This is a genomic window from Corynebacterium sp. Marseille-P8863, from assembly GCF_946902955.1.
In the GTDB taxonomy this organism is placed as follows: Bacteria; Actinomycetota; Actinomycetes; order Mycobacteriales; family Mycobacteriaceae; genus Corynebacterium; species Corynebacterium gottingense.
Map to the genome: position 1 here is coordinate 140,681 of NZ_CAMPQC010000001.1, position 19,300 is coordinate 159,980.

19 protein-coding genes and 4 tRNA genes are annotated in these 19,300 nt (G+C 67.0%); 18 read left to right on the top strand and 5 right to left on the bottom strand.

All coding sequences use genetic code 11. The annotated features are described in order from the left end of the window. Nucleotides 1–48 precede the first annotated feature (48 nt). Together OVO38_RS00695 and OVO38_RS00700 are read left to right on the top strand one after the other, a co-directional pair. Nucleotides 49–759, top strand: a complete 711-nt coding sequence (locus tag OVO38_RS00695) for an ATP-binding cassette domain-containing protein (protein WP_267207508.1) — start codon at nt 49–51, stop codon at nt 757–759. After that, nucleotides 756–2,180, top strand: coding sequence for a hypothetical protein (locus OVO38_RS00700; protein WP_267207509.1), 1,425 nt, complete (start codon nt 756–758; stop codon nt 2,178–2,180). Before OVO38_RS00695 ends, OVO38_RS00700 begins: the two co-directional genes overlap by 4 nt. A 106-nt stretch (nt 2,181–2,286) precedes the next feature. Here OVO38_RS00700 and OVO38_RS00705 read toward each other — a convergent pair whose 3' ends face one another. Next, the gene (locus OVO38_RS00705) at nt 2,287–3,219 is read right to left on the bottom strand and encodes a 1,4-dihydroxy-2-naphthoyl-CoA synthase (RefSeq protein ID WP_154880741.1); all 933 of its coding nucleotides are present in this window, start codon (nt 3,217–3,219) and stop codon (nt 2,287–2,289) included. A gap of 60 nt (nt 3,220–3,279) precedes the next feature. Here OVO38_RS00705 and OVO38_RS00710 point away from each other — a divergent pair, with 60 nt between their 5' ends. The 7 genes from OVO38_RS00710 (at nt 3,280) to OVO38_RS00740 (ending at nt 10,675) form a co-directional block, all read left to right on the top strand. Beyond that, complete coding sequence (locus OVO38_RS00710; RefSeq protein WP_267207510.1) at nt 3,280–4,269, top strand: o-succinylbenzoate synthase; 990 nt, start codon at nt 3,280–3,282, stop codon at nt 4,267–4,269. A gap of 144 nt (nt 4,270–4,413) precedes the next feature. Next, the gene (locus OVO38_RS00715; RefSeq protein WP_267207511.1) at nt 4,414–5,994 is read left to right on the top strand and encodes an SLC13 family permease; all 1,581 of its coding nucleotides are present in this window, start codon (nt 4,414–4,416) and stop codon (nt 5,992–5,994) included. Nucleotides 5,995–6,032: 38 nt separating this feature from the next. Beyond that, nucleotides 6,033–6,608 (top strand): hypothetical protein, encoded by a 576-nt coding sequence (locus tag OVO38_RS00720; protein WP_267207512.1) that lies wholly within the window; start codon nt 6,033–6,035, stop codon nt 6,606–6,608. Between the two features lie 21 nt (nt 6,609–6,629). After that, nucleotides 6,630–8,258, top strand: coding sequence for a 2-succinyl-5-enolpyruvyl-6-hydroxy-3-cyclohexene-1-carboxylic-acid synthase (gene menD, locus OVO38_RS00725; protein ID WP_267207513.1), 1,629 nt, complete (start codon nt 6,630–6,632; stop codon nt 8,256–8,258). Beyond that, nucleotides 8,258–8,674, top strand: a complete 417-nt coding sequence (locus tag OVO38_RS00730; protein WP_416358559.1) for a DUF3592 domain-containing protein — start codon at nt 8,258–8,260, stop codon at nt 8,672–8,674. The genes menD and OVO38_RS00730 overlap by 1 nt, the downstream gene beginning before the upstream one ends. 63 nt (nt 8,675–8,737) lie before the next feature. Beyond that, on the top strand, nt 8,738–9,937 hold the full coding sequence (locus OVO38_RS00735) for a glycosyltransferase family 4 protein (protein WP_267207515.1): 1,200 nt from the start codon (nt 8,738–8,740) through the stop codon (nt 9,935–9,937). Nucleotides 9,938–9,958: 21 nt separating this feature from the next. Then, a complete protein-coding gene (locus OVO38_RS00740; protein WP_267207516.1) occupies nt 9,959–10,675 on the top strand; it encodes a metal-dependent transcriptional regulator in 717 nt (238 codons plus the stop codon). Here the strand turns inward: OVO38_RS00740 and OVO38_RS00745 are convergent. From OVO38_RS00745 to OVO38_RS00755, 3 genes are read right to left on the bottom strand one after another with little or no spacing between them, the layout of a single operon-like run. Next, entirely contained in the window at nt 10,581–11,450 is an 870-nt protein-coding gene (locus tag OVO38_RS00745; RefSeq protein ID WP_416358555.1) for a metal ABC transporter permease, read from the bottom strand. The genes OVO38_RS00740 and OVO38_RS00745 overlap by 95 nt on opposite strands. Further along, nucleotides 11,447–12,187 carry a metal ABC transporter ATP-binding protein gene (locus OVO38_RS00750; RefSeq protein WP_095275097.1) on the bottom strand — a complete coding sequence of 247 codons (741 nt, stop codon included), beginning with the start codon at nt 12,185–12,187 and terminating at the stop codon, nt 11,447–11,449. The genes OVO38_RS00745 and OVO38_RS00750 overlap by 4 nt, the downstream gene beginning before the upstream one ends. Then, nucleotides 12,184–13,092, bottom strand: coding sequence for a metal ABC transporter substrate-binding protein (locus OVO38_RS00755; RefSeq protein WP_095537579.1), 909 nt, complete (start codon nt 13,090–13,092; stop codon nt 12,184–12,186). Before OVO38_RS00755 ends, OVO38_RS00750 begins: the two co-directional genes overlap by 4 nt. Nucleotides 13,093–13,215: 123 nt before the next feature. On the opposite strand from OVO38_RS00755, the gene OVO38_RS00760 reads away from it, so the two are divergent. Then, complete coding sequence (locus OVO38_RS00760) at nt 13,216–13,905, top strand: demethylmenaquinone methyltransferase (protein WP_267207517.1); 690 nt, start codon at nt 13,216–13,218, stop codon at nt 13,903–13,905. A 13-nt stretch (nt 13,906–13,918) separates the two neighbouring features. Here the strand turns inward: OVO38_RS00760 and OVO38_RS00765 are convergent, their stop codons facing one another. After that, on the bottom strand, nt 13,919–15,139 hold the full coding sequence (locus tag OVO38_RS00765; protein WP_275433067.1) for a geranylgeranyl reductase family protein: 1,221 nt from the start codon (nt 15,137–15,139) through the stop codon (nt 13,919–13,921). Between the two features lie 158 nt (nt 15,140–15,297). Between OVO38_RS00765 and OVO38_RS00770 the strand changes: the two genes are divergently transcribed. From OVO38_RS00770 to rplK, 8 genes are all read left to right on the top strand, one after another. Continuing rightward, the gene (locus tag OVO38_RS00770) at nt 15,298–16,314 is read left to right on the top strand and encodes a polyprenyl synthetase family protein (protein ID WP_267207518.1); all 1,017 of its coding nucleotides are present in this window, start codon (nt 15,298–15,300) and stop codon (nt 16,312–16,314) included. A gap of 80 nt (nt 16,315–16,394) precedes the next feature. Beyond that, nucleotides 16,395–16,476, top strand: a tRNA-Tyr gene (locus OVO38_RS00775). A gap of 443 nt (nt 16,477–16,919) precedes the next feature. Beyond that, nucleotides 16,920–16,992 (top strand) — tRNA-Thr (locus tag OVO38_RS00780). A 26-nt stretch (nt 16,993–17,018) separates the two neighbouring features. Next, nucleotides 17,019–17,090 (top strand) — tRNA-Met (locus OVO38_RS00785). 72 nt (nt 17,091–17,162) lie between these two features. Then, a tRNA-Trp gene (locus OVO38_RS00790) sits at nt 17,163–17,238 on the top strand. Between the two features lie 24 nt (nt 17,239–17,262). Then, complete coding sequence (gene secE, locus OVO38_RS00795; protein WP_095275092.1) at nt 17,263–17,583, top strand: preprotein translocase subunit SecE; 321 nt, start codon at nt 17,263–17,265, stop codon at nt 17,581–17,583. Between the two features lie 136 nt (nt 17,584–17,719). Next, on the top strand, nt 17,720–18,670 hold the full coding sequence (gene nusG / locus OVO38_RS00800; protein ID WP_267207519.1) for a transcription termination/antitermination protein NusG: 951 nt from the start codon (nt 17,720–17,722) through the stop codon (nt 18,668–18,670). 190 nt (nt 18,671–18,860) lie between these two features. Then, nucleotides 18,861–19,289, top strand: a complete 429-nt coding sequence (gene rplK, locus OVO38_RS00805) for a 50S ribosomal protein L11 (protein ID WP_095275090.1) — start codon at nt 18,861–18,863, stop codon at nt 19,287–19,289. Nucleotides 19,290–19,300 lie beyond the last annotated feature (11 nt).

Consider the following 19,300-nt stretch of genomic DNA (forward strand, 5'->3'; position numbering starts at 1 on the left):
CGCCCGCGGGGCGATGTGGTGCGCTAGGCAGATGGCGAGGATTGGGGTATGACTTCACCACAGCTAGCGTGCGAGGGCGTGACCGTGTCCTACGGCGCCCACCGCGTGCTTACCGACGTCTCCCTGCACACCACTCCCGGCCGCGTACACGCGCTGCTCGGGCCCAACGGGGCTGGCAAGTCCACGCTCATGAAGGTCCTGCTCGGGCTCCTCGCGCCTGAGGACGGCGAGGTCACGCTCATGGGCCAGCCCTTTGTGCGGGCAAACCTGCGCCACGTGGGCGCCTCCATCAACGACCCTGCCTTCTACGGCCACTTAAGCGCCCGCAACAATCTTCGCGTGCACACCACGCTGCTCGGCCTGCCGGATTCCGAGGTGGATCGCGTCCTCCAACTCGTGGGGCTCCAGGACGCGGGCAAGAAGAAAGCGGGCGCGTTTTCCACCGGTATGAAGGGCCGGTTGGCGCTCGCGCAGGCCCTGCTCGGCGAGCCAGAGGTGCTCATTCTCGACGAACCCCAGAACGGACTTGACCCCGAGGGCATCGCCCACCTGCGCGCCTACCTGCGCGAATACGCCGCCGCGGGGCGCACCGTGCTGGTCAGCTCCCACCAACTCGGCGAGGTCGTGCACATAGCTGACGACGCCACCGTCATCGCCGGCGGTAGCGTGCGCTTTGCCGGCCAGCTCGCGCAGCTGGGGCCGAACCTGGAGGAGTCCTTCTTCCGGCTCACCACCGGCGGGAACGGGGGAGCGCAGTGAATTACCTGCACGCTGAATGGATCCGCTCGCGCGGCTCGACCCTGTGGTGGCTCGCCGGGGCGGGCCTGCTGTTCGGCTGCGTGTTCGCGGCGTTCTCGCTCGTCGGCCGGGTAGAGACGGCACGCGACCTGATGAACTGGCAAGGCCTCCTGGTCACCGCACTCGCCGCGCCGGTCGCGACCCTGTTCGCCGGCGTGGCGGAGACCCGCGAGCGTTCGTCACGTTCGGGCGGGACCGACTGGCGGCCGGTGGACCCCCGCCGCGTGCGCGCTGCCCGCCTCGCCGTGGTGTGGGCCGCACTCGGTGTGTTCTGCCTCGCGGACTTCGGGGTGAACTGGCTGGTGGCCTCCGCCGTCGGGCTTTCCGGCGCGGGGGCGGTGCTCGCTGCCGGCGCTGCCGTCTGGGTCGGCATGTGCGGCGTGGCGGGCGTGGCCGCCGCGCTGGTGCGCCGGGTCGGGATGCTACCCACATTGGTGGCGGCGATGGCGTACCAGGTCGAGCTCGGCTACTTCTGCGACCGCGTCTGGTGGTGGGCCAACCCCGCCGCCTGGCCGCTGCGTCTCGAGCTTCCGCTCATGGGGCTGCAATTCAACCTGCTGCCGTTGGAACCCGGATCGGCCCTGGACCGGCAGTCGCCCTGGGCGCCACTCGCGCTGTGCCTCCTGCTTGCCGCCTTCGGTGCGGCGTGCGCGGTGTGGACGGAGCCGCGCCGGGAGCGCCGGCGTCGCACGACCGCACACGTCGTGGCCGCTCCGCGGGCGGCGGGGGCTGCGGTGCCGCGCCCGGCGCGGGTGGGATTCGTTGCGGCGCTGCGGGGTGTGTATGGGGCGGGGCGGGTGGCGTCGTTAAGCGTGCTGCTCCTGCTCACCGCGCTGGTGATGCTGGTGGCGATGCGCTACCCCGTCGAAGTGCGGCGCGCGCTGGAGACCTACCTCATCCTGCCGGTCGGCGCGGGGCTGCTGCCCACCCTGGTGTGGCCGAGGCTGCGGCCCGCGTGGCAGCTCATGCGCGTCGAGCACCCGGGCGTGGGCGCCGCGCTGCGGGTGTGGACGTGCGGCGTGGTCGCGCTCGTGGTGGTGTTCGGGGCGCTGACCAGCGGGGTTGGGGGAGTTGGGTGTGCTATCGCACTGCTGACGACGAGTACGCTCGCGCTGACCGCGCTGCATATTACTGTGCGGTTCGGAGTCGCGTGGACGCTCGCGGCGACGCTGGTGTGGACCGCGTTGTCGGTGACCATTGGCGGCGACGTGCTGGCGGGCAGCTGGCTGTGGGTGCTCGCCGTGCCGGCCTGGGCGGAGACCGCGACGACCCCGCTGCGCGCGGCGGTGGCGCTGGGCGGTGGGGTGCTGCTGGTGGTGAGGGCGTGGACTGCGGCGGGGAGGGCGTTGGCGGATCCCGCTCGGCGACACTCGGCTGGGTGACGAGAAGGGGGTGACGAACTCGTTGATTTCTCCGCGTCCTCGTCATCCTCCTCTCGTCATCTGGGGCGGCAGCGCCGTCTAGCCAGCAACGAGCACCAAAGCGCCCCTAGTAGTAAAACGGGAACTCGTCCCAACGCGGCGGGCGCTTCTCCAGGAAGGAGTCGCGGCCCTCGACGGCCTCGTCGGTCATGTACGCCAGGCGAGTCGCCTCGCCGGCGAAGACCTGCTGTCCCATGAGCCCGTCGTCGGTAAGGTTGAACGCGAACTTCAGCATGCGCTGCGCGGTGGGCGACTTGCCGTTGATCTCGCGGGCGGCCTGGATCGCTTCCTCCTCCAAGTCGGCGTGCGAAGCGACGATGTTCACCGCGCCCATGCGCTGCATCTCTTCGGCCGAGTAGGTCCGGCCCAAAAAGAAGATTTCGCGCGCGAACTTTTGCCCCACCATCTTGGCCAGGTAGGCGGAGCCGTAACCGGCGTCGAAGGAGCCGACGTCCGCGTCGGTCTGCTTGAAGCGGGCCTCCTCGCGCGAGGCGATGGTGAGGTCGCAGACCACGTGCAGCGAGTGCCCGCCTCCGGCCGCCCAGCCGTTAACCACCGCGATGACCACCTTCGGCATCGTGCGGATCAGGCGCTGGACCTCCAGGATGTGCAGGCGCCCGCCCTCTGCCTTCACTCGCGCGGTGTCGACGGTCTCGGCCGTATCGCCACCGGCGTACTGGTATCCGGAGCGGCCGCGGATGCGCTGGTCGCCGCCCGAGCAGAACGCCCAGCCACCGTCCTTTTCGGAGGGGCCGTTGCCGGTGAGCAGCACCACACCGACGTCAGGTGAGCGCCGCGCGTGGTCGAGTGCTTGGTAGAGCTCGTCAACCGTGTGGGGACGGAACGCGTTGCGCACTTCCGGGCGGTCAAACGCGATGCGCACGATTCCGTCGGCGCGGGACTCGCCGACGTGGCGGTGGTAGGTGATGTCGGTGAAGTCGAAGCCCTCGACGCTGCGCCACTGGGTGGGGTCGAACGGCTGGGAGGTGGAGTAACTCATGGGACTGCATCCTACCTACCTGCGCGTGAGCCCCCGCAGGCAAATTACAGTAGCAAGAACATGACGATGTACGGAAGGGAAAACAGTTTGCTGCCCACCGCCGACGAGATCCTGCAGCGCGCGCACGTCGTGACGCTGCCCATGGCCGTGCGATTCCGCGGTATCACCACCCGCGAGGCCCTGCTCATTGACGGGCCCGCTGGCTGGGGCGAGTTCGCGCCCTTCCTCGAGTACGGGCCGGAGGAGTCCGCAGCGTGGCTGCGCGCCGGGATCGAAGCCGCCTTCGAGGGCCTCCCCGCAGCTGAGGGCGAGGTCGAGGTCAACGGCACCGTTCCCGCCGTGCCCGCCGACCAGGTCGAGCGCGTGCTCGACCGTTACCCGGAGGGGATCAACACGTTCAAGGTCAAGGTCGCGGAGAAGGGGCAGTCGCTTGCCGACGACACCGCCCGCCTCGCCCGCGTCCACACCCTCCGCCCCGACGCGCGCCTGCGCGTGGACGCCAACCGGGCCTGGACCGTCGACGAGGCCTGCGAAGCGATCGACGCGCTCGAGCGCGTGGCCGAGCTCGAGTACGTGGAGCAGCCCTGCGCCACCGCCGAGGAGCTCGCGGAGGTGCGCCGCCGCGTCGCCTCTCCGATCGCCGCGGACGAGTCCATCCGCAAGGCGAGTGACCCGTACCGCGTCGCCGAGCTGGGCGCGGCGGACGTCGCCGTGTGCAAGGTCGCCCCGCTGGGCGGGGTGCGCCCGCTGGTGCGGATCTCGCGCGAGCTGGGCCTGGGCGTGACCGTGGCCAGCGCGCTGGACACCGCAGTGGGCATGGACGCCGGACTGGTCGCCGCGCAGCTCACGGGCTCACGCGCGGCGGGCCTGGCCACCCAAAACCTGTTCGCGGAGGACGTGGCGGCGCCGCGCGAGATTGTCGGCGGCCGCCTCCGTATCAGCCGCACCGTGCCCGATCCGGAGCGGCTCCACGGCCTGTGTGCGGGCGGCGAACGCGAAAACTGGTGGTTCCAACGCGTGCGCGACTGCCTCCCCTACATACGGGGGTAGTGCGCCCGGGAGTGCCCTACGGAATGCCAACGGAATGTCCGGTTTTTCACCCTGTGCACTAAACTTTTTTACAGGTGATTGTGAAAAAGAATACCAATCATGCTGTGGAAACAGTACTGAACACGTTGGAAAGTAGGTGGGGCAATGTCTACCCCCGTTGTGCATGACTCATCCGCGCTGTCGGATGGCGATCTCGCCAAAGCCCCAGAACCAGGCGAGTGGCGCCGCCAGCTGATCGGCCTGATCCTCGGCGTTGCACTCGCGGCGCTCATCTGGTTCATCTTCCCCGCAAGCGCCCCGGACACGGTGTCGCAATCCGCGGGCGCGAAGCCTGACGTGGAGTACACCGCGCAGGCGATGCGCGTCGTCGCCGCCACCACGGTGCTCATGGCGGTGTGGTGGATGACGGAGGCCATCCCGTTGGCCGCGACCGCGCTGCTGCCCATTGCCATCTTCCCGGTGATGGGGGTGGCCGAGTTTTCCAAGGTGTCCTCCCCGTACGCCTCCGCCACCATCTTCCTGTTTATGGGCGGCTTCCTCATGGCGCTGGGCCTGCAGCGCTGGAACCTGCACCGGCGCCTCGCGCTCGTGGTGGTCAAGCTGGTGGGGACGAGCCCGAAGCGCATCATCCTGGGCTTTATGATCGCCACGGGCTTCATGTCCATGTGGGTTTCCAACACCGCGACCGCCGTGGTCATGCTGCCCATCGGCACCTCCGTACTCATGCTCACCGCGGACACCGTGGGCGGCATGCAGAACCAGAAGAAGTTCGGGACCGCGCTGATGCTGGCGATCGCGTACTCGGCGTCGATAGGCTCACTCGGCACGCTCATCGGCACCCCGCCGAACGCGCTGCTGCTGGGCTACATGAAGGAGGCGCACGGCATCACCATCGGCTTCGGGCAGTGGATGTTGGTTGGCATGCCGGTGGCCATCGCGTTCACCTTCATCGCTTGGTGGGTGCTCATCACGGTGTTCAAGCCGGAGATTGACCACATTCCGGGCGGCAAGGAGCTCATCGAGACGGAGATCCGCAAGCTCGGTCCGTGGACCTTCCCGCAGATTGCCGCGGGCATCATCTTCCTCCTCGCGGCGCTGGCCTGGATCTTCATCCCGCTGGGCATCAACCAGTTCGGCTGGGACTTCCCGTACGACGATGCCATCGTGGGCATCATCGCCGGCCTGCTCATGTTCATCATCCCGGGCAAGAAAAACGGCAAGCGCCTGCTCGACTGGGAGACGGCGAACGAGATGCCGTGGGACGTCCTCCTCCTCTTCGGCGGCGGACTGTCGCTCTCCGCCATGTTCACCGCCACGGGCCTGTCGCTCTGGATCGGCGAGGCCGCCAAGGGCCTGGCCGTCCTGCCGGTCTTCCTGCTCATCTTCGCCATCGCCGCCCTCGTGCTCGGCCTGACGGAGCTGACCTCCAACACCGCAACCGCGGCGACGTTCCTGCCCATCATGGGCGGTGTGGCAGTGGGCATCGGGCTTACCGACGCCAGCGAGATGAACGTCCTCCTCCTCGCCATCCCCGTGGCGCTGTCCGCCACCTGCGCGTTCATGCTTCCGGTGGCCACCCCGCCGAACGCCATCGCGTACTCCTCGGGCTACGTCACCATGGGCGAGATGATCAAGGGCGGCATCTGGCTCAACGCGATCGCGCTGGTCCTCATCGCCCTGGCCACCTACTTCCTCGCCGTCCCCGTGTTCGGGTTGGTGCTCTAGATACCGCCCTGCTGTCACTGGCGCGTTAGGCTATCCGCATGGATAACCAGACGCGCCAGTTTGGCGTTCCGGAGGAACCACCGCACCGCCCCCGCCCCAAGCAGTACTTCCCCGACCCTGCTGAACAGGAACGCCCGCGCTACCAGGAGCCCCCGCGCTACGAGCAACCCCGTTACGAGCAGCCGCAGTACACCCAGCCGGCGCCGCCGGAGCCCGAGCCGCGCTACTACGAGGAGCCGGAGGAGCGCTCCAACACACTCGCCATGGTGCTGGGCGTGCTGCTCGCCATCGCGCTGGCGGCGGGCGTGGTGTTCTTCCTCCTGTGGCGCGGCGCGTCCGCCGAGGCCTCGAAGCCGCCGGTGACCGTGACCAATACCCAGACCGAGACCGTCACGTCGACGGAGACGACCACGAAGCGCCCGTCGCTGTTCGGCGACCGCGACAGGGATTCCCGTGAGCCGGAGCCGACAGCGCAGACAGCGCCGACGGAGTCCGAGCTGCCCGACCTCCCGGAGGCGCCCGACGTGCAGGTCCCCGACGAGGTGCGCACCGGTGCAGAGGACCTCCTGGACGAGCTGCGCCGCGGCGCGGACGACATTCTTCAGAACCAGTAGCCACCGCTAGACTGGGCACTCATGGAAACGCTCCCTGAATCGCTTGCCGTTGCCCGCGTGATTGCCCAGCGCCTGGCTGACAACGTCACCGACGTGGTCATGAGCCCGGGTTCGCGCAATTCGCCCCTGGCCTACGCGCTCATGGCCCGCAGGGACCTCCGCGTGCACATGCGTATCGACGAGCGCTCGGCCGCCTTCACCGCGCTCGGCCTCGCGCGCGTGCAGCGCCGGCACGTGGGCGTCGTCATGACCTCGGGCACCGCGGTGGCGAACGCGCTGCCCGCGATGGTGGAGGCGCACATGTCGCACACCCCGCTGGCCGTCGTGAGTGCGGACCGCCCGGCCCGGCTGGTGGGCACGGGGGCATCGCAAACCATTTGGCAAGACGGCATCTTCGGCCGCTACGCCGCCACCCAGCAGGTGGCCACGGAGGCGGACGCCGCCGCCGTGTCCTTCGCGGCGGACCAGGTCCACATCAACGTCGCCCTGGACACCCCGCTCGTGCCCGACACGCTCCCGACACCGGAGGGCGAGCCGCGCCGGGTCGGCCCGGGCCGCCTGAGCACGCCGCCGACCTGGGTGGACCACGGCGCCGTGGACGTGGACCTGACCCGCAACACCCTCGTCATCGCGGGCGACGAGGCCTGGGACGTCCCCGGCCTCGAGCACGTGCCCACCATCGCGGAGCCGACCGCGCCCGCCCCCTTCCACCAGGTGCACCCGCTGGCGGCGCGCTTCTTTGCCAAGAGCGAGGTCGCCATCTCTCACGACGGCGGCGACTTCTCCGCGGAAACCAAGCCGGACCAGCTCATCGTGGTGGGGCACCCCACCCTGCACCGCGACGTCATGGCGCTCATGGCGGACCCGGACATCGAGGTCATCGGCATCTCGCGCACCGACACGTTCACCGGCCACCCGGACCGGCGCGGCTCCCGCGTCAACGCCACCGGACAGTCCACGGACGCCTGGATCAAGATCTGCGAGGCCGCGGGCGAGGTCGGCGCCCAGACCGTGCGCGACGCACTCACTGAGGACGAGTTCGGGCTGACCGGCATGCACGTCGCTGCCGCCGTGTGCGACACCCTCGGCGTGGGCGACACGCTCGTCGTCGGCTCCTCCAACCCGGTTCGCGACGTGAGCATGGTGGGCATGCCGTTCGACGGCGTGACCACCATCTCCGCGCGCGGGGCCGCGGGTATCGACGGCACCGTCTCCCAGGCCGTCGGCGTGGCCCTGGCGACGCAGGCCCTGCACCCCGACGAGATCAGGGCCCCGCGCACCGTCGCCCTCATGGGCGACCTAACATTCCTGCACGACGTAAACGGCCTGCTCATCGGCCCCGACGAGCCGCGCCCCGGGAACCTCACCATCGTGGTGGCCAACGACGACGGCGGCGGGATCTTCCACACGCTCGAGGCTGGGGCGGAGAGCGTGGAGCGCGACTTTGAGCGGGTGTTCGGGACGGGGCATCACGTGGGCGTCGAGAAGCTTGCCCAGGCATATGGCGCCGACTACGAGCACGCCGGCAGCCTGCAGGAACTCCTGCAGACCCTGATCCGGCTCGAGGCGGAGCCGAACCCGATCACCGTGGTGGAGGTCGACACGACGCGGGCGACCCGGCGGGCACTGGCGCAGAGGCTCGCCCGGTGATCAATTGGTGGCGGCGCGGGCAACAGGCGCTGCTGGCGCTCTACCTGGCCGCGCTGCTGGGGGCGGTGGCGATGGTCGGGGGAGCAGCGATGAACGACGCCCGCATCATGGCCGACCCCGGACGCGGCATGGCCACGGTGACCGGGGTGAGCGCGGTGCGCACCTCCGTGGAATACCAAGACGAGGAGGGGCGGCACTTCTCGCCCCCGAGCGGGCTGCTTTACCCCTCCGGGCTGGGGGAGGGGCAGCAGGTCTGGGTGACCTACGCCAAGAGCAACCCGGACCTGGTGAAGGTTGAGGGGCGCGGGTGGGTGCTCTCGCTCATCCCCGCGGGCTCGGTGGCGCTCGTGGCCACCGGTGTGTTCGCGCTGGCGTGGACGTGGGTGCGTCGATCAGTGCCTAAACGTTCACGTTGAGTTAGAACAAAGTTTGATCACTCGTAGAGTCTCGTTTGCATGCATATGGGAAGGTTCGAAAGTATGCGAGTCGGAATTGTCGCGGAATCATTCCTCCCGAACATCAACGGAGTCACCAACTCGGTGCTCCGCGTCCTGGAGTACCTGAAGGCGGAGGGCCACGAGGCGCTCGTCGTCGCGCCGGGTGCTCGCGACTTCCAGGAAGAGGTCGCGGACTACCTGGGCTTTCCTATCGTGCGCGTGCCCACGATGCGCGTGCCGCTGGTGGATTCGCTGCCCATCGGCGTGCCCACCACCACCGTGACCGCGGCGCTGGCGGAGTTCGAGCCGGACATCATTCACCTGGCCAGCCCGTTCGTGCTCGGTGGCGCGGGCGTGTTCTCCGCGATGCAGCTCGGCGTGCCGGCCGTGGGCCTGTACCAGACCGACGTGGCCGGCTTTGCCACCAAATACCAGCTTTCCGCCGTGGCCGCGCTGGCCTGGGACTGGACCCGCAACATCCACAACCGCTGCCAGCTCAACCTCGCCCCGTCATCGGAGGCGATCCGGGAGCTGGAGTCGCACGGCATCAAGAACGTGAAGCGCTGGGGTCGCGGCGTGAACGCGGAGCTGTTCAACCCGTCGAAGCGCTCCGACATGCTGCGCTACCAGTGGGATCCCACCGGCACGAAGAAGGTCGTCGGCTTTGTCGGCCGCCTGGCCAGCGAGAAGAGCGTGTGCCGCCTGGCCGTGCTTGAGCAGGACCCGGACATCCAACTCGTGATCGTGGGCGACGGCCCGGAGCGCGACGCGCTCCAGGAGCTCATGCCCTCCGCTGTGTTTACCGGCGCGCTGTCCGGCGAGCAGCTGGCCCGCGCCTACGCGTCGCTGGACCTGTTCGTGCACACCGGCGAGTTCGAGACCTTCTGCCAGGCCATCCAGGAAGCCCAGGCCTCCGGCGTGCCCACCATCGGCCCGAAGGCCGGCGGCCCAATCGACCTCATCCAGGACGGGGAGAACGGCCTGCTGCTGGAGGTCGACACCTTCAGCGAGGAACTTCCCGACGCCGCCCGCTACCTGCTTGACCCCGCCCGGCTGGACGAACTCAAGCACAACGCGCGCGAATCCGTAGCGGATAAGACCTGGGACGCCCTGTGCGAGCAGCTGATGGGCTACTACGAAGAAGCGCGCGCTGGCTACCACGGCAATGTGATCAACCTGCTCGGGCGCAGCATCGCGCTGCCGAAGTGGGCGGGGAGGCGTCGCAAGTCGCGCGGGGCTTAAAGCCGGGTAGACTGGCCCACTATGTCAGTCTCGGACCTGTCTGCAAGCACCCAGGATTACCTCAAGGCGATCTGGGAGCTTGAAGAGTGGTCGGACCAGCCCGCTTCCACCTCGATGATCGCGAAGGCGCTGGGCGTGAAGCAGTCGACGGTGTCCGACACCGTGCGCAAACTGGCTGACCAAAAGCTCGTCTCGCACAAACGCTACGGCTCCGTGCAGCTGACGGAGCAGGGGAGGGCATACGCAGTGCAGATGGTGCGCCGCCACCGGCTGATCGAGACTTTCCTGGTGCAAGTACTCGACTATTCCTGGGACGAGGTTCACGATGAAGCCGAACAGCTCGAGCACGCCGTCTCCGACCTTTTAGTGGAGCGGGTGGCGGCGCTGCTGCACCACCCGACGCGCGACCCCCACGGCGACCCGATCCCCGCCGCCGATGGCTCGATACACGCCCCCGACGCAGTCACCCTGAGCACGGTGGAACCAGGCAGCGACGTAGTCATCGAGCGAATTTCCGACGATGACCCGGAGCTGCTGCGCTTCCTGCACGCCCACGGCCTGAACGTCGGCTCGCACCTCCACGTGGCCGAGGGCGCGCCCTTTTCCGGGGCAGTGGAAGTGCAAAACGCGGCCGACGGCGTGATTATCCCGCTGGGGCGTGCTGCGACTGACGCGGTGTACGTGAGCGCGCCCGGGCACGCACCAGCCCCCGCGGCCCAAAAAGGTACACGAGTGTAAACACGCACGCCTGCGCGAGCACCATCATCGCCCCCGTGGCGGTGTCCAGGTAGTAGCTACAGTACAGGCCAATGACCGCGCAGGCCGCGGCCATGGCGGGGGCGATGAGCAGCATCTTCCCAAAGGAGTCGGTGAGCAGGTACGCCGTCGCGCCGGGAATAATCAGCATGGCAACAACCAGGATCACCCCCACGACCTGCAGCGCTACCACAGTCGTCAGTGCGAGCAGGGCGAGCAACCCGGCACCGAGCGCGCGCGGGCTCAGCCCGATCGCGTGCGCGTGGATGGGGTCGAAGGCGTAGAGCGTCAGATCCCGCCGCTTGATGAGCAGCGCGCCAAACACGAGCACGGCAAGACCGATTACTTGCAGCATCTCCGCGCGGGACACGCCCAGCAGGTTGCCAAAGATGATGTGGTTTAGATCCGTGTGCGAGGGCGTGACCGAGATCAGCACCAGCCCGAAGGAGAAGAGCGAGGTAAACACGATGCCGATCGCGGCGTCCTCTTTGACCCGCGAGGTGTTGCGCACCAGGCCGATCAGGGCGACCGCGAGGAAGCCGAAGAGCACGGCGCCGACGGCGAAAGGCGCGCCCACGATGTAGGAGAGCACCACGCCGGGCAGGACCGCGTGGGAGACCGCATCGCCCATCAGCGACCAGCCCACCAGCACGAGCCAGCAGGACAGCATCGCGCAGACGATGGAAGCAGTCAGCGCGGTGGCCAGCGCCCGGCTCATGAAGCTGTAGTTCAGCGGATCCAACAAGAGTGACATCATGCGTGTGCCTCCGTTTGCGTCGGGGTCATGCCGAAGCCGAGGGCGAGGTTTTCCGGCCGCAGCACGTCTTCGGTGGGGGCGTGCATGAGCACGCGCTTGTTCAGCAGAACGGATTCCTCCGCGAGTGCGGGCAGGGCGGCGAAGTCGTGCGTGGAGACAAACAGCGTGGTGCCTTCGGCGACGAGTTCGCGCAGCAGTGCGGTGATCGTCGCTTCGGATTGCTTATCGACGCCCGCGAACGGCTCGTCGAGAAGCATAATGCTCGCGCCCTGCGCAATGCCGCGCGCGACGAAAGCGCGCTTCTTCTGCCCACCCGAAAGCTGGCCGATCTGGCGGTCGGCGAAGCGGGTCAGGTGCGTGCGCTCGAGGGCCGCATCGACGGCGGCCTCGTCGCGGCGGCGCGGGCGACGCGTCAACCTCATGTGGCCGTAGCGGCCGGTCATGACGACCTCGCGCACGGTGATCGGGAACTGCCAATCCACCTCTTCGCTTTGCGGGACGTAAGCGACTACCTGGGCCTTGCGTGCGGCGGCGGGGTCCGCGCCGTTGATCTGCACTGTGCCCGCGTCGGGCTTGACCAGGCCCATGATCGCCTTGAACAGGGTGGATTTGCCCGAACCGTTCATTCCGATGAGCCCGCAGGCTCGGCCCGGGGCGATGGCGACGCTGGCCTCGCGCAGGGCCTCGACGTCGCCGTAGCGTACGGTCACGCCTTCGACGCTGATCGCGGGCGTCATGATGCCTGCCCCGTAAGGCCCTCGATGATGGCGGAAGAGTCGTGCTTGATCAGGTCCAGGTAGGTGGGCACGGGGCCGTCCTCGGGTGAAAGGGAGTCGACGTAGAGGGTGTCGCCGAGCTGGGAACCCGTGGCGTCGACAACCTGCTGCATGGCCGCGTTGGAGACAGTCGACTCGCAGAAGACGGCGGGTACCTCGTTGTGCTTGACAAACTCGATGGTGCGGGCGATCTGCTGCGGGGTCGCCTCGTTTTCTGCGTTGACCGGCCAGATGTACTGCTCCTGCAGCCCGGCGTCGCGGGCGAGGTAGGAAAACGCGCCCTCGCAGGTCACCAGCGCGCGCTGCTGCTCGGGGAGCGCCGAAAGTTCGCGCGTCATCTCGTCCTGGATTTCCTGCAGCTGCGCCTTGTAGCTCGCCCCGTTTTCCGCGTACTGCTCGGCGTGCTCCGGGTCGAGCTCACTGAAGGCGTCGACGATGTTGTCCACGTAGGTCTGCACATTTTTCGGGCTCATCCAGGCGTGCGGGTTGGGTTTGCCGGCGTAGGCGTCCTCGGTGATGTCGATCGGGTCGATGCCTTCGGAAACGACTGTGTGCGGCACATCGGTCTCTTCCACGAACTGGGCGAACCAGTTTTCCAGGTTGAGACCGTTATCCAGGATGAGATCCGCCTCTGAGGCCTTGGCGATGTCACCCGGGGTGGGCTCGTACCCGTGGATCTCGGCACCAGGTTTGGTGATGGATTCCACCCGCAGGTGTTCGCCGGCGACGTTGGCGGCGATGTCTTGGATGACGGTGAAAGTGGTCAAAACGACCGGTTCATCGCCGGAGGAGGGGGTGTTTGCGCAGCTTGTCGTGCTGCAGGCCAGGAGGAGGGTGGCGCAGACGCCGAGTGCCCGTCGGATCATGGTGTGCCTTTCTCTTTCGATGTGTCTTGGCGAAGAGAAGTTTAAACTTCGACGCATCAAAGTTACAAGAGGGGCTCCGGCGAATACCCACTGAAGAGGGGCGGAGCCGTACAATGCATTCCTATGGCCAAGGCAGATCTGGAGAAAAAGCCCTTCGACGTCGCCGGCATGTTTGACGGCGTGGGCGAAAAATACGACCTCACCAACACCATCCTGTCTTTTGGGCTGGATAAGTACTGGCGGCGTCGTACGCGCAAGCGCCTCCAGCTCAAACCGGGGGAGAAGGTCCTCGACCTCGCCGCCGGCACCGCGGTTTCTACCGTTGAGCTGGCCAAGTCGGGTGCCTGGGTGGTGGCCTGTGACTTCTCCCAAGGCATGCTCGCCGCGGGCCGCGATCGCGACGTGCCCAAGGCGGTGGGTGATGCGATGCACCTGCCTTTTGCCGACGCCACCTTCGACGCCGTCACCATCTCCTACGGCCTGCGCAACGTCTACGACTTCGAAGCAGGCTTGCGCGAGATGGCGCGCGTGACCAAGCCAGGCGGGCGCCTTGTAGTCAACGAATTTTCCACCCCTGTCGTGCCCGGTTTCCGTACCTTCTACAAGGAGTACCTGCCGGTCGCGCTGCCGCTTTTGGCCAAGGTCTTTTCCTCCAATGCGGAGGCCTACGAGTACCTCGCCGAGTCCATCCGCGCCTGGCCGGATCAGGAGGCACTTGCCGCAGCGATCAACCGTAATGGCTGGCAGGACGCAGGCTGGCAGGATTTAAGCGCGGGCATTGTGGCGCTGCACAGCGCGACGAAGCCTGCCTAGCCCCGCACACGCGTTAGCGTGGGTCCCACAGCGCCTCACCACGTGGGGCGAGGCGCCCGGCGGCGCGCCACGCGCGTGCGATGAGGTCCGTGTCTTCCTCGGTGACCAGGTTGCCCATCAGTCGTGCCGCCGCCGGCATGAGGTAGCGCCCGCCTAATCCTCGCAGCGCGAGCGGGCCGGCGGCGGGAAGGAACTGCGGGTAGGTCAGCAGGAGCGCCGCGGTGCGCGCGAGCGCGAACGCATCCCCGTAGGCGCGGCGCAGCGCGTACGGCCACGCAAGGGTGAGGTCCTTGCCCTCGCCGAGGAGCTCCACGGCCATCACGGCAGTTTCCATGCCGTAGTCAATGCCCTCGCCGTTGAGCGGGTTGACGCAGGCGGCGGCGTCGCCAATCAGCGCCCAGTTCGGGCCCGCCACGTTGGACACTGCGCCGCCCATCGGCAGCAGCGCCGAGGTCACGTGTTTCGGCTCGCCCAGGTCCCAGGCGTCGCGCTGTTGGCGAGCGTAGTGCGCGAGCAGCTTCTTCGTGTTCACCTTCGCCGGGCGCGCCTGGGTGGACAGGGCGCCGCAGCCGAGGTTCACGGTGCCGTCGCCAAGCGGGAAGATCCAGCCGTAGCCGGGCTGGATCTCGCCCGCGTCGTCGCGCAGCTCTACGTGCGAGTGCATCCAGGGCTCGGCGCTTAACGACGTCGCGCAGTAGGACCTCGCTGCAATCCCGTACACCTGGTCCTTGTGCCAGGTCCGCCCGAGCGACTTGCCAAAGGGGGAGCGCACCCCGTCGGCAACGATCACCCAGCGGGTGCGCACCGGGCCACGGTCCGTGTGGACGGCGGTGATGGCGCCGTGGGCGCCGAAGTCCGCCCCGGTCGCCGCGCAGCCGTGCCAGACGGTGGCTCCGGAGGCGGCGGCCTGGTCGGCGAGGGTGGCGTCGAAAAGCGAGCGGGGGCTCGCGGAGCCTTGCGTGCCGTAGCGGCCGGTGGGCCAGGGTGCGGTGACGCTGCCGCCGTAGCCGTGGAGCTTAAGGCCGCGGTTGCGGTAGGCGGGGAGTGCTGATTCGAGGCCGAGCGTGCGCAGCGTGTGGACGGCGCGCGGGGTGAGGCCGTCGCCGCAGGTTTTGTCGCGGCGGTGCGGTTGGGCGTCGAGAAGCAGGGTGCTCAGGCCCGCGCGCTGGGCGGCGATCGCCGCGATCGAGCCGGAGGGGCCAGCGCCAACAACAACGCAATCAACAACATCCATCACGGACAACATTGTGCCAGAGGCGTTGACAGCCCCCGCTGGTACACCCGGTGGCCAGCTTGCACTACGGTTGAGTGCGATAATTGTGCGCCGCAAAGCGCTGTCCGGGAACCGGGTGGCGCCGCGGCCGTCTCGCCCAACCTGCAAGGATGGTACCGATGGCCAACATCAACCACCCGTCGCCGCGCCATGGATACGACATGGACCTCGGCGACGACGCCCTGAACACCCGCATTGCGCAGGGGATGGGCGAGGTTGAACGCGTGCTGCTCGAGCGGCTCTCGCAGGGCGAGGAGTTCATCACGGACAAGGTCACCCACCTGGCCGTGGCCGGGGGCAAGCGCTTCCGCCCGCTGATGGCGCTGTTGTGCAGCGAGTTCGGGCCCGACACCGCGTCGGAGAACGTGGTGAAGTCCGCCGTCATTACAGAGATGGTCCACCTGGCCACCCTCTATCACGACGACGTGATGGACGAGGCGGAGCGGCGCCGCGGCGTCGACTCGGCCAACTCGCGCTGGGACAACACCGTGGCCATCCTGGCCGGCGACGTGTTGTTCGCCCACGCGTCGCGCATCATGAGCGAGATCGACACCGCCACGGTCGCGCACTTCGCCGACACCTTCCAGGAACTGGTCACGGGGCAGATGCTGGAGTCACTCGGCGCGCGCGGCGGCGACCCTGTCGAGCATTACATGAAGGTGATCGAGGGCAAGACGGGCGTGCTCATCGCGTCCGCCGCGTACCTGGGCGCCACCCACGCCGGCGCGAGCCAGGAGGTGGTGGCGAGCTGCCAGCGCCTCGGCGCCGCCGTCGGCATGGTCTTCCAGATCGTGGACGACATCATCGACATCTTCTCCGACCCCGCGCAGTCCGGCAAGACCCCCGGCACGGACCTTCGCGAGGGCGTGTTCACCCTCCCGGTCCTCTACGCCATGCAGGAGGACTCGGAGGCGGGCCGCGAGCTGCGCGCGATGCTCACCGGCCCGCTGCAGACGGATGAGGAGGTGCAGCGGGCGCTCCAGTTGATCGGCCAGACCAACGGGCGGGAGCGAGCGCTTGACGACGTCAACGCCTACCTCGCCGCCGTCAACCGCGAACTCGAGACGCTCCCGGCCGGGCCCGCCAGCGACGCGCTGCGCCAGCTGTCCCGCTACACCGTCGACCGCGTGGGATAGCGCCTTTGGTGCTGCTGACCAGCCGATTTGCAAAGAGCTGGCGGTAGTGTTGTAAAGTATTCAACGCACTTAAGGTGCACGCCAGGTTGCCCGAGCGGCCAAAGGGAGCGGACTGTAAATCCGCCGGCATTGCCTTCAGAAGTTCGAATCTTCTACCTGGCACACTCACCCACCACCACGTACGCGAGTACGAGGCGGTGGGTTTTTCGTGCGTGGGGGCGGGGCTTGGGCGGGCTTGGGCGGGATGACGAGAACGGCCTGTTTGACGAGATCAGGATGACGAGGGTGCGGGGATTTTGTCGCATCCTCGTCGCGGGGTTCTCGTCTAGTAGGTGGCAGCCTGAACTATCCCTCGCCACAGCGACCCGCGGCAGCGACATTGGCGCCTGCAGCGCCGGAGGCACGGTACCGCCGCCGCGTGGAGGGGCGCACGGTCGCGCCTCCAATGCGCAGGGCCCAGATAGCGTTCATAAGCGTGTGAAAAACGGCCTAAAAACCCGCCCTGTAGTGGCGATTTGTGTTCTTTAACGCTATCGGGTTAATCTTCTTAAGGCTTCAACGGAGCGGGTCACACCGAAAGGTGAGACTCACAACAAAGAGGCTGTGCCCCCTTAGCTCAGTCGGCAGAGCGTTTCCATGGTAAGGAAAAGGTCGACAGTTCGATTCTGTCAGGGGGCTCTGTTGTTTGCGTAAGGCAAACACATGGCGGTGTAGCTCAGTGGTAGAGCAAACGACTCATAATCGTTGTGTCGAGAGTTCAATTCTCTCCATCGCTACTCACCTCAAGCGGATGCTCCGGCGTTCGTGGTAGGGTTAGGCCCCTGTAATTGTTTACAACGCAGGGACCTAGGGGCGTGGCGCAATTGGTAGCGCAACGGTCTCCAAAACCGTAGGTTGCAGGTTCGAGTCCTGTCGCCCCTGCCAAAGCATGAATGTGGAGGAGTTTTCTTGACTAACCCCAACGGTCAGAACCCGGCACGGCCAACCGGTAAGCGTCAGCTGGGCGGGGCTTCTCCGATCTCCACCGACTCCTACGAAGAGAAGCGCACCCCCGCGAAGCGCGATGGCGATGACGCCGAGAAGAAGAACGGCGCCGCAGCATTCCCGGGCGAGGTTGTCTCCGAAATGCGCAAGGTCATCTGGCCGACCGGCAAGGAGATGCTCAACTACACACTCATCGTGTTTGCCTTCCTGATCGTGTTGACCGTCATGGTGTGGGGCACCGACAGCCTGGCTAGCCTGCTGGTTGAATGGATCTTCATTCGTTAGCTATAATGCGAACGGTTACTTAATATCCCGCTTCCTCGGACTCCGAGGGGCGGGATAAGTTTTTGTCCCACCGCGCGCGAACCACCAACGTGAGTACGCTAGGGCGGGGAATTTACGGAGATAAAGGAGACGGACCATGGCAGTGGAAAACAACGACGCCCTGAACACGGTCGAGGAAAACGAGCTGGAAATGATCGACGAGGGCGCGCCCGTCACCGATCAGACCGACCCCGAGGAGGAGCTGGCTGAGCAGCAGGCCGATTCTGCCGAGCCGGAAGCGCCCTCCGAGCAGGAGGAGGAGCTCGAGATGGTCGACGAGGGTGCCCCGGTCACCGAGGAAACTGACCCGGAGACGGAAAGCACCGAGGGCGCGGAGGCCACCGAGGGAGATGCCGAGGCAGCTGCCGCCGCGGCGCTTGGCGACGATTCCGCGGCCGAAGCGGACAGCGAGTACCGCGCCCGCCTGCGCGCTTACGTCCGCGAGCTGAAGAAGCTGCCGGGCGAGTGGTACATCATCCAGTCCTACTCGGGCTACGAGAACAAGGTGAAGACCAACCTGGAGATGCGTATCCAGACGCTCGAGGTGGAGGACTCCATCTACGACGTGGTCGTGCCGATCGAGCAGGTGCTGGAGAAGAAGGATGACAAGCGCAAGCTGGTGAAGCGGAAGCTGCTGCCGGGCTACGTCCTTGTGCGCATGGAGATGAACGACGCTGCCTGGTCCGTTGTTCGCGAGACCCCGGGCGTGACCAGCTTCGTGGGCAACGAGGGCAACGCGACGCCGGTGAAGCACCGCGATGTGGCGAAGTTCCTCATGCCGAAGGCGGAGCCGGTTGAGGGAAAGAGCGTCGCGAATGCGGAGGGCGAGACCGTCATCGCGATGCCGGAGGAGGAAGAGAAGCCGAAGGTCACCCACGACTACAAGGTGGGCGAGGCCGTCACCATCCTGTCGGGCGCGTTCGCGTCCGTTGCGGGTACGATCTCCGAGATCGACGAGGAGACAGGCAAGATCCAGGCGCTGGTGTCCATCTTCGGCCGCGAAACTCCGGTCGAGCTCACGGCTGACCAGATCGAGCGGATTATGTAGGCGTGGCGTCGAGAAGCGTTTTGCTTCTTGCGCCCCACCTGCCGTAAGGTAAAACGTCGCGCGTGCCCGCACAAGGGCTGCGCGACGTTTTCTATTCGTCTCCCCGGTGGCTCTGCGAATATCAGGGCATCCGGAGGTGCACTGCCGTCATCGTGGGTGGTGCGCCGTACCAAGGAATTGAGGTTTAACGATGGCTAAGAAGAAGGTCACTGGCCTGATCAAGCTGCACATCGAGGCAGGCATGGCGAACCCGGCACCGCCGGTTGGCCCGGCGCTCGGTGCGCACGGCGTGAACATCGTCGAGTTCACCAAGGCCTACAACGCCGCCACCGAGTCCATGCGCGGCAACATCATCCCGGTGGAAATCACCGTCTACGAGGACCGCTCCTTCGACTTCATCCTGAAGTCCCCGCCGGCAGCTTCCCTGCTGCTCAAGGCTGCGGGCATCAAGAAGGGCTCCGGCGTCCCGCACACCCAGAAGGTCGGCTCTGTGACCTGGGATCAGTGCAAGGAGATCGCTGAGACCAAGAAGAAGGACCTCAACGCCCGCGACATCGAGGCTGGCGCCGCGATCATCGCTGGTACCGCCCGTTCCATGGGCATCACCGTCGAGAAGTAAACCCGCTCGAC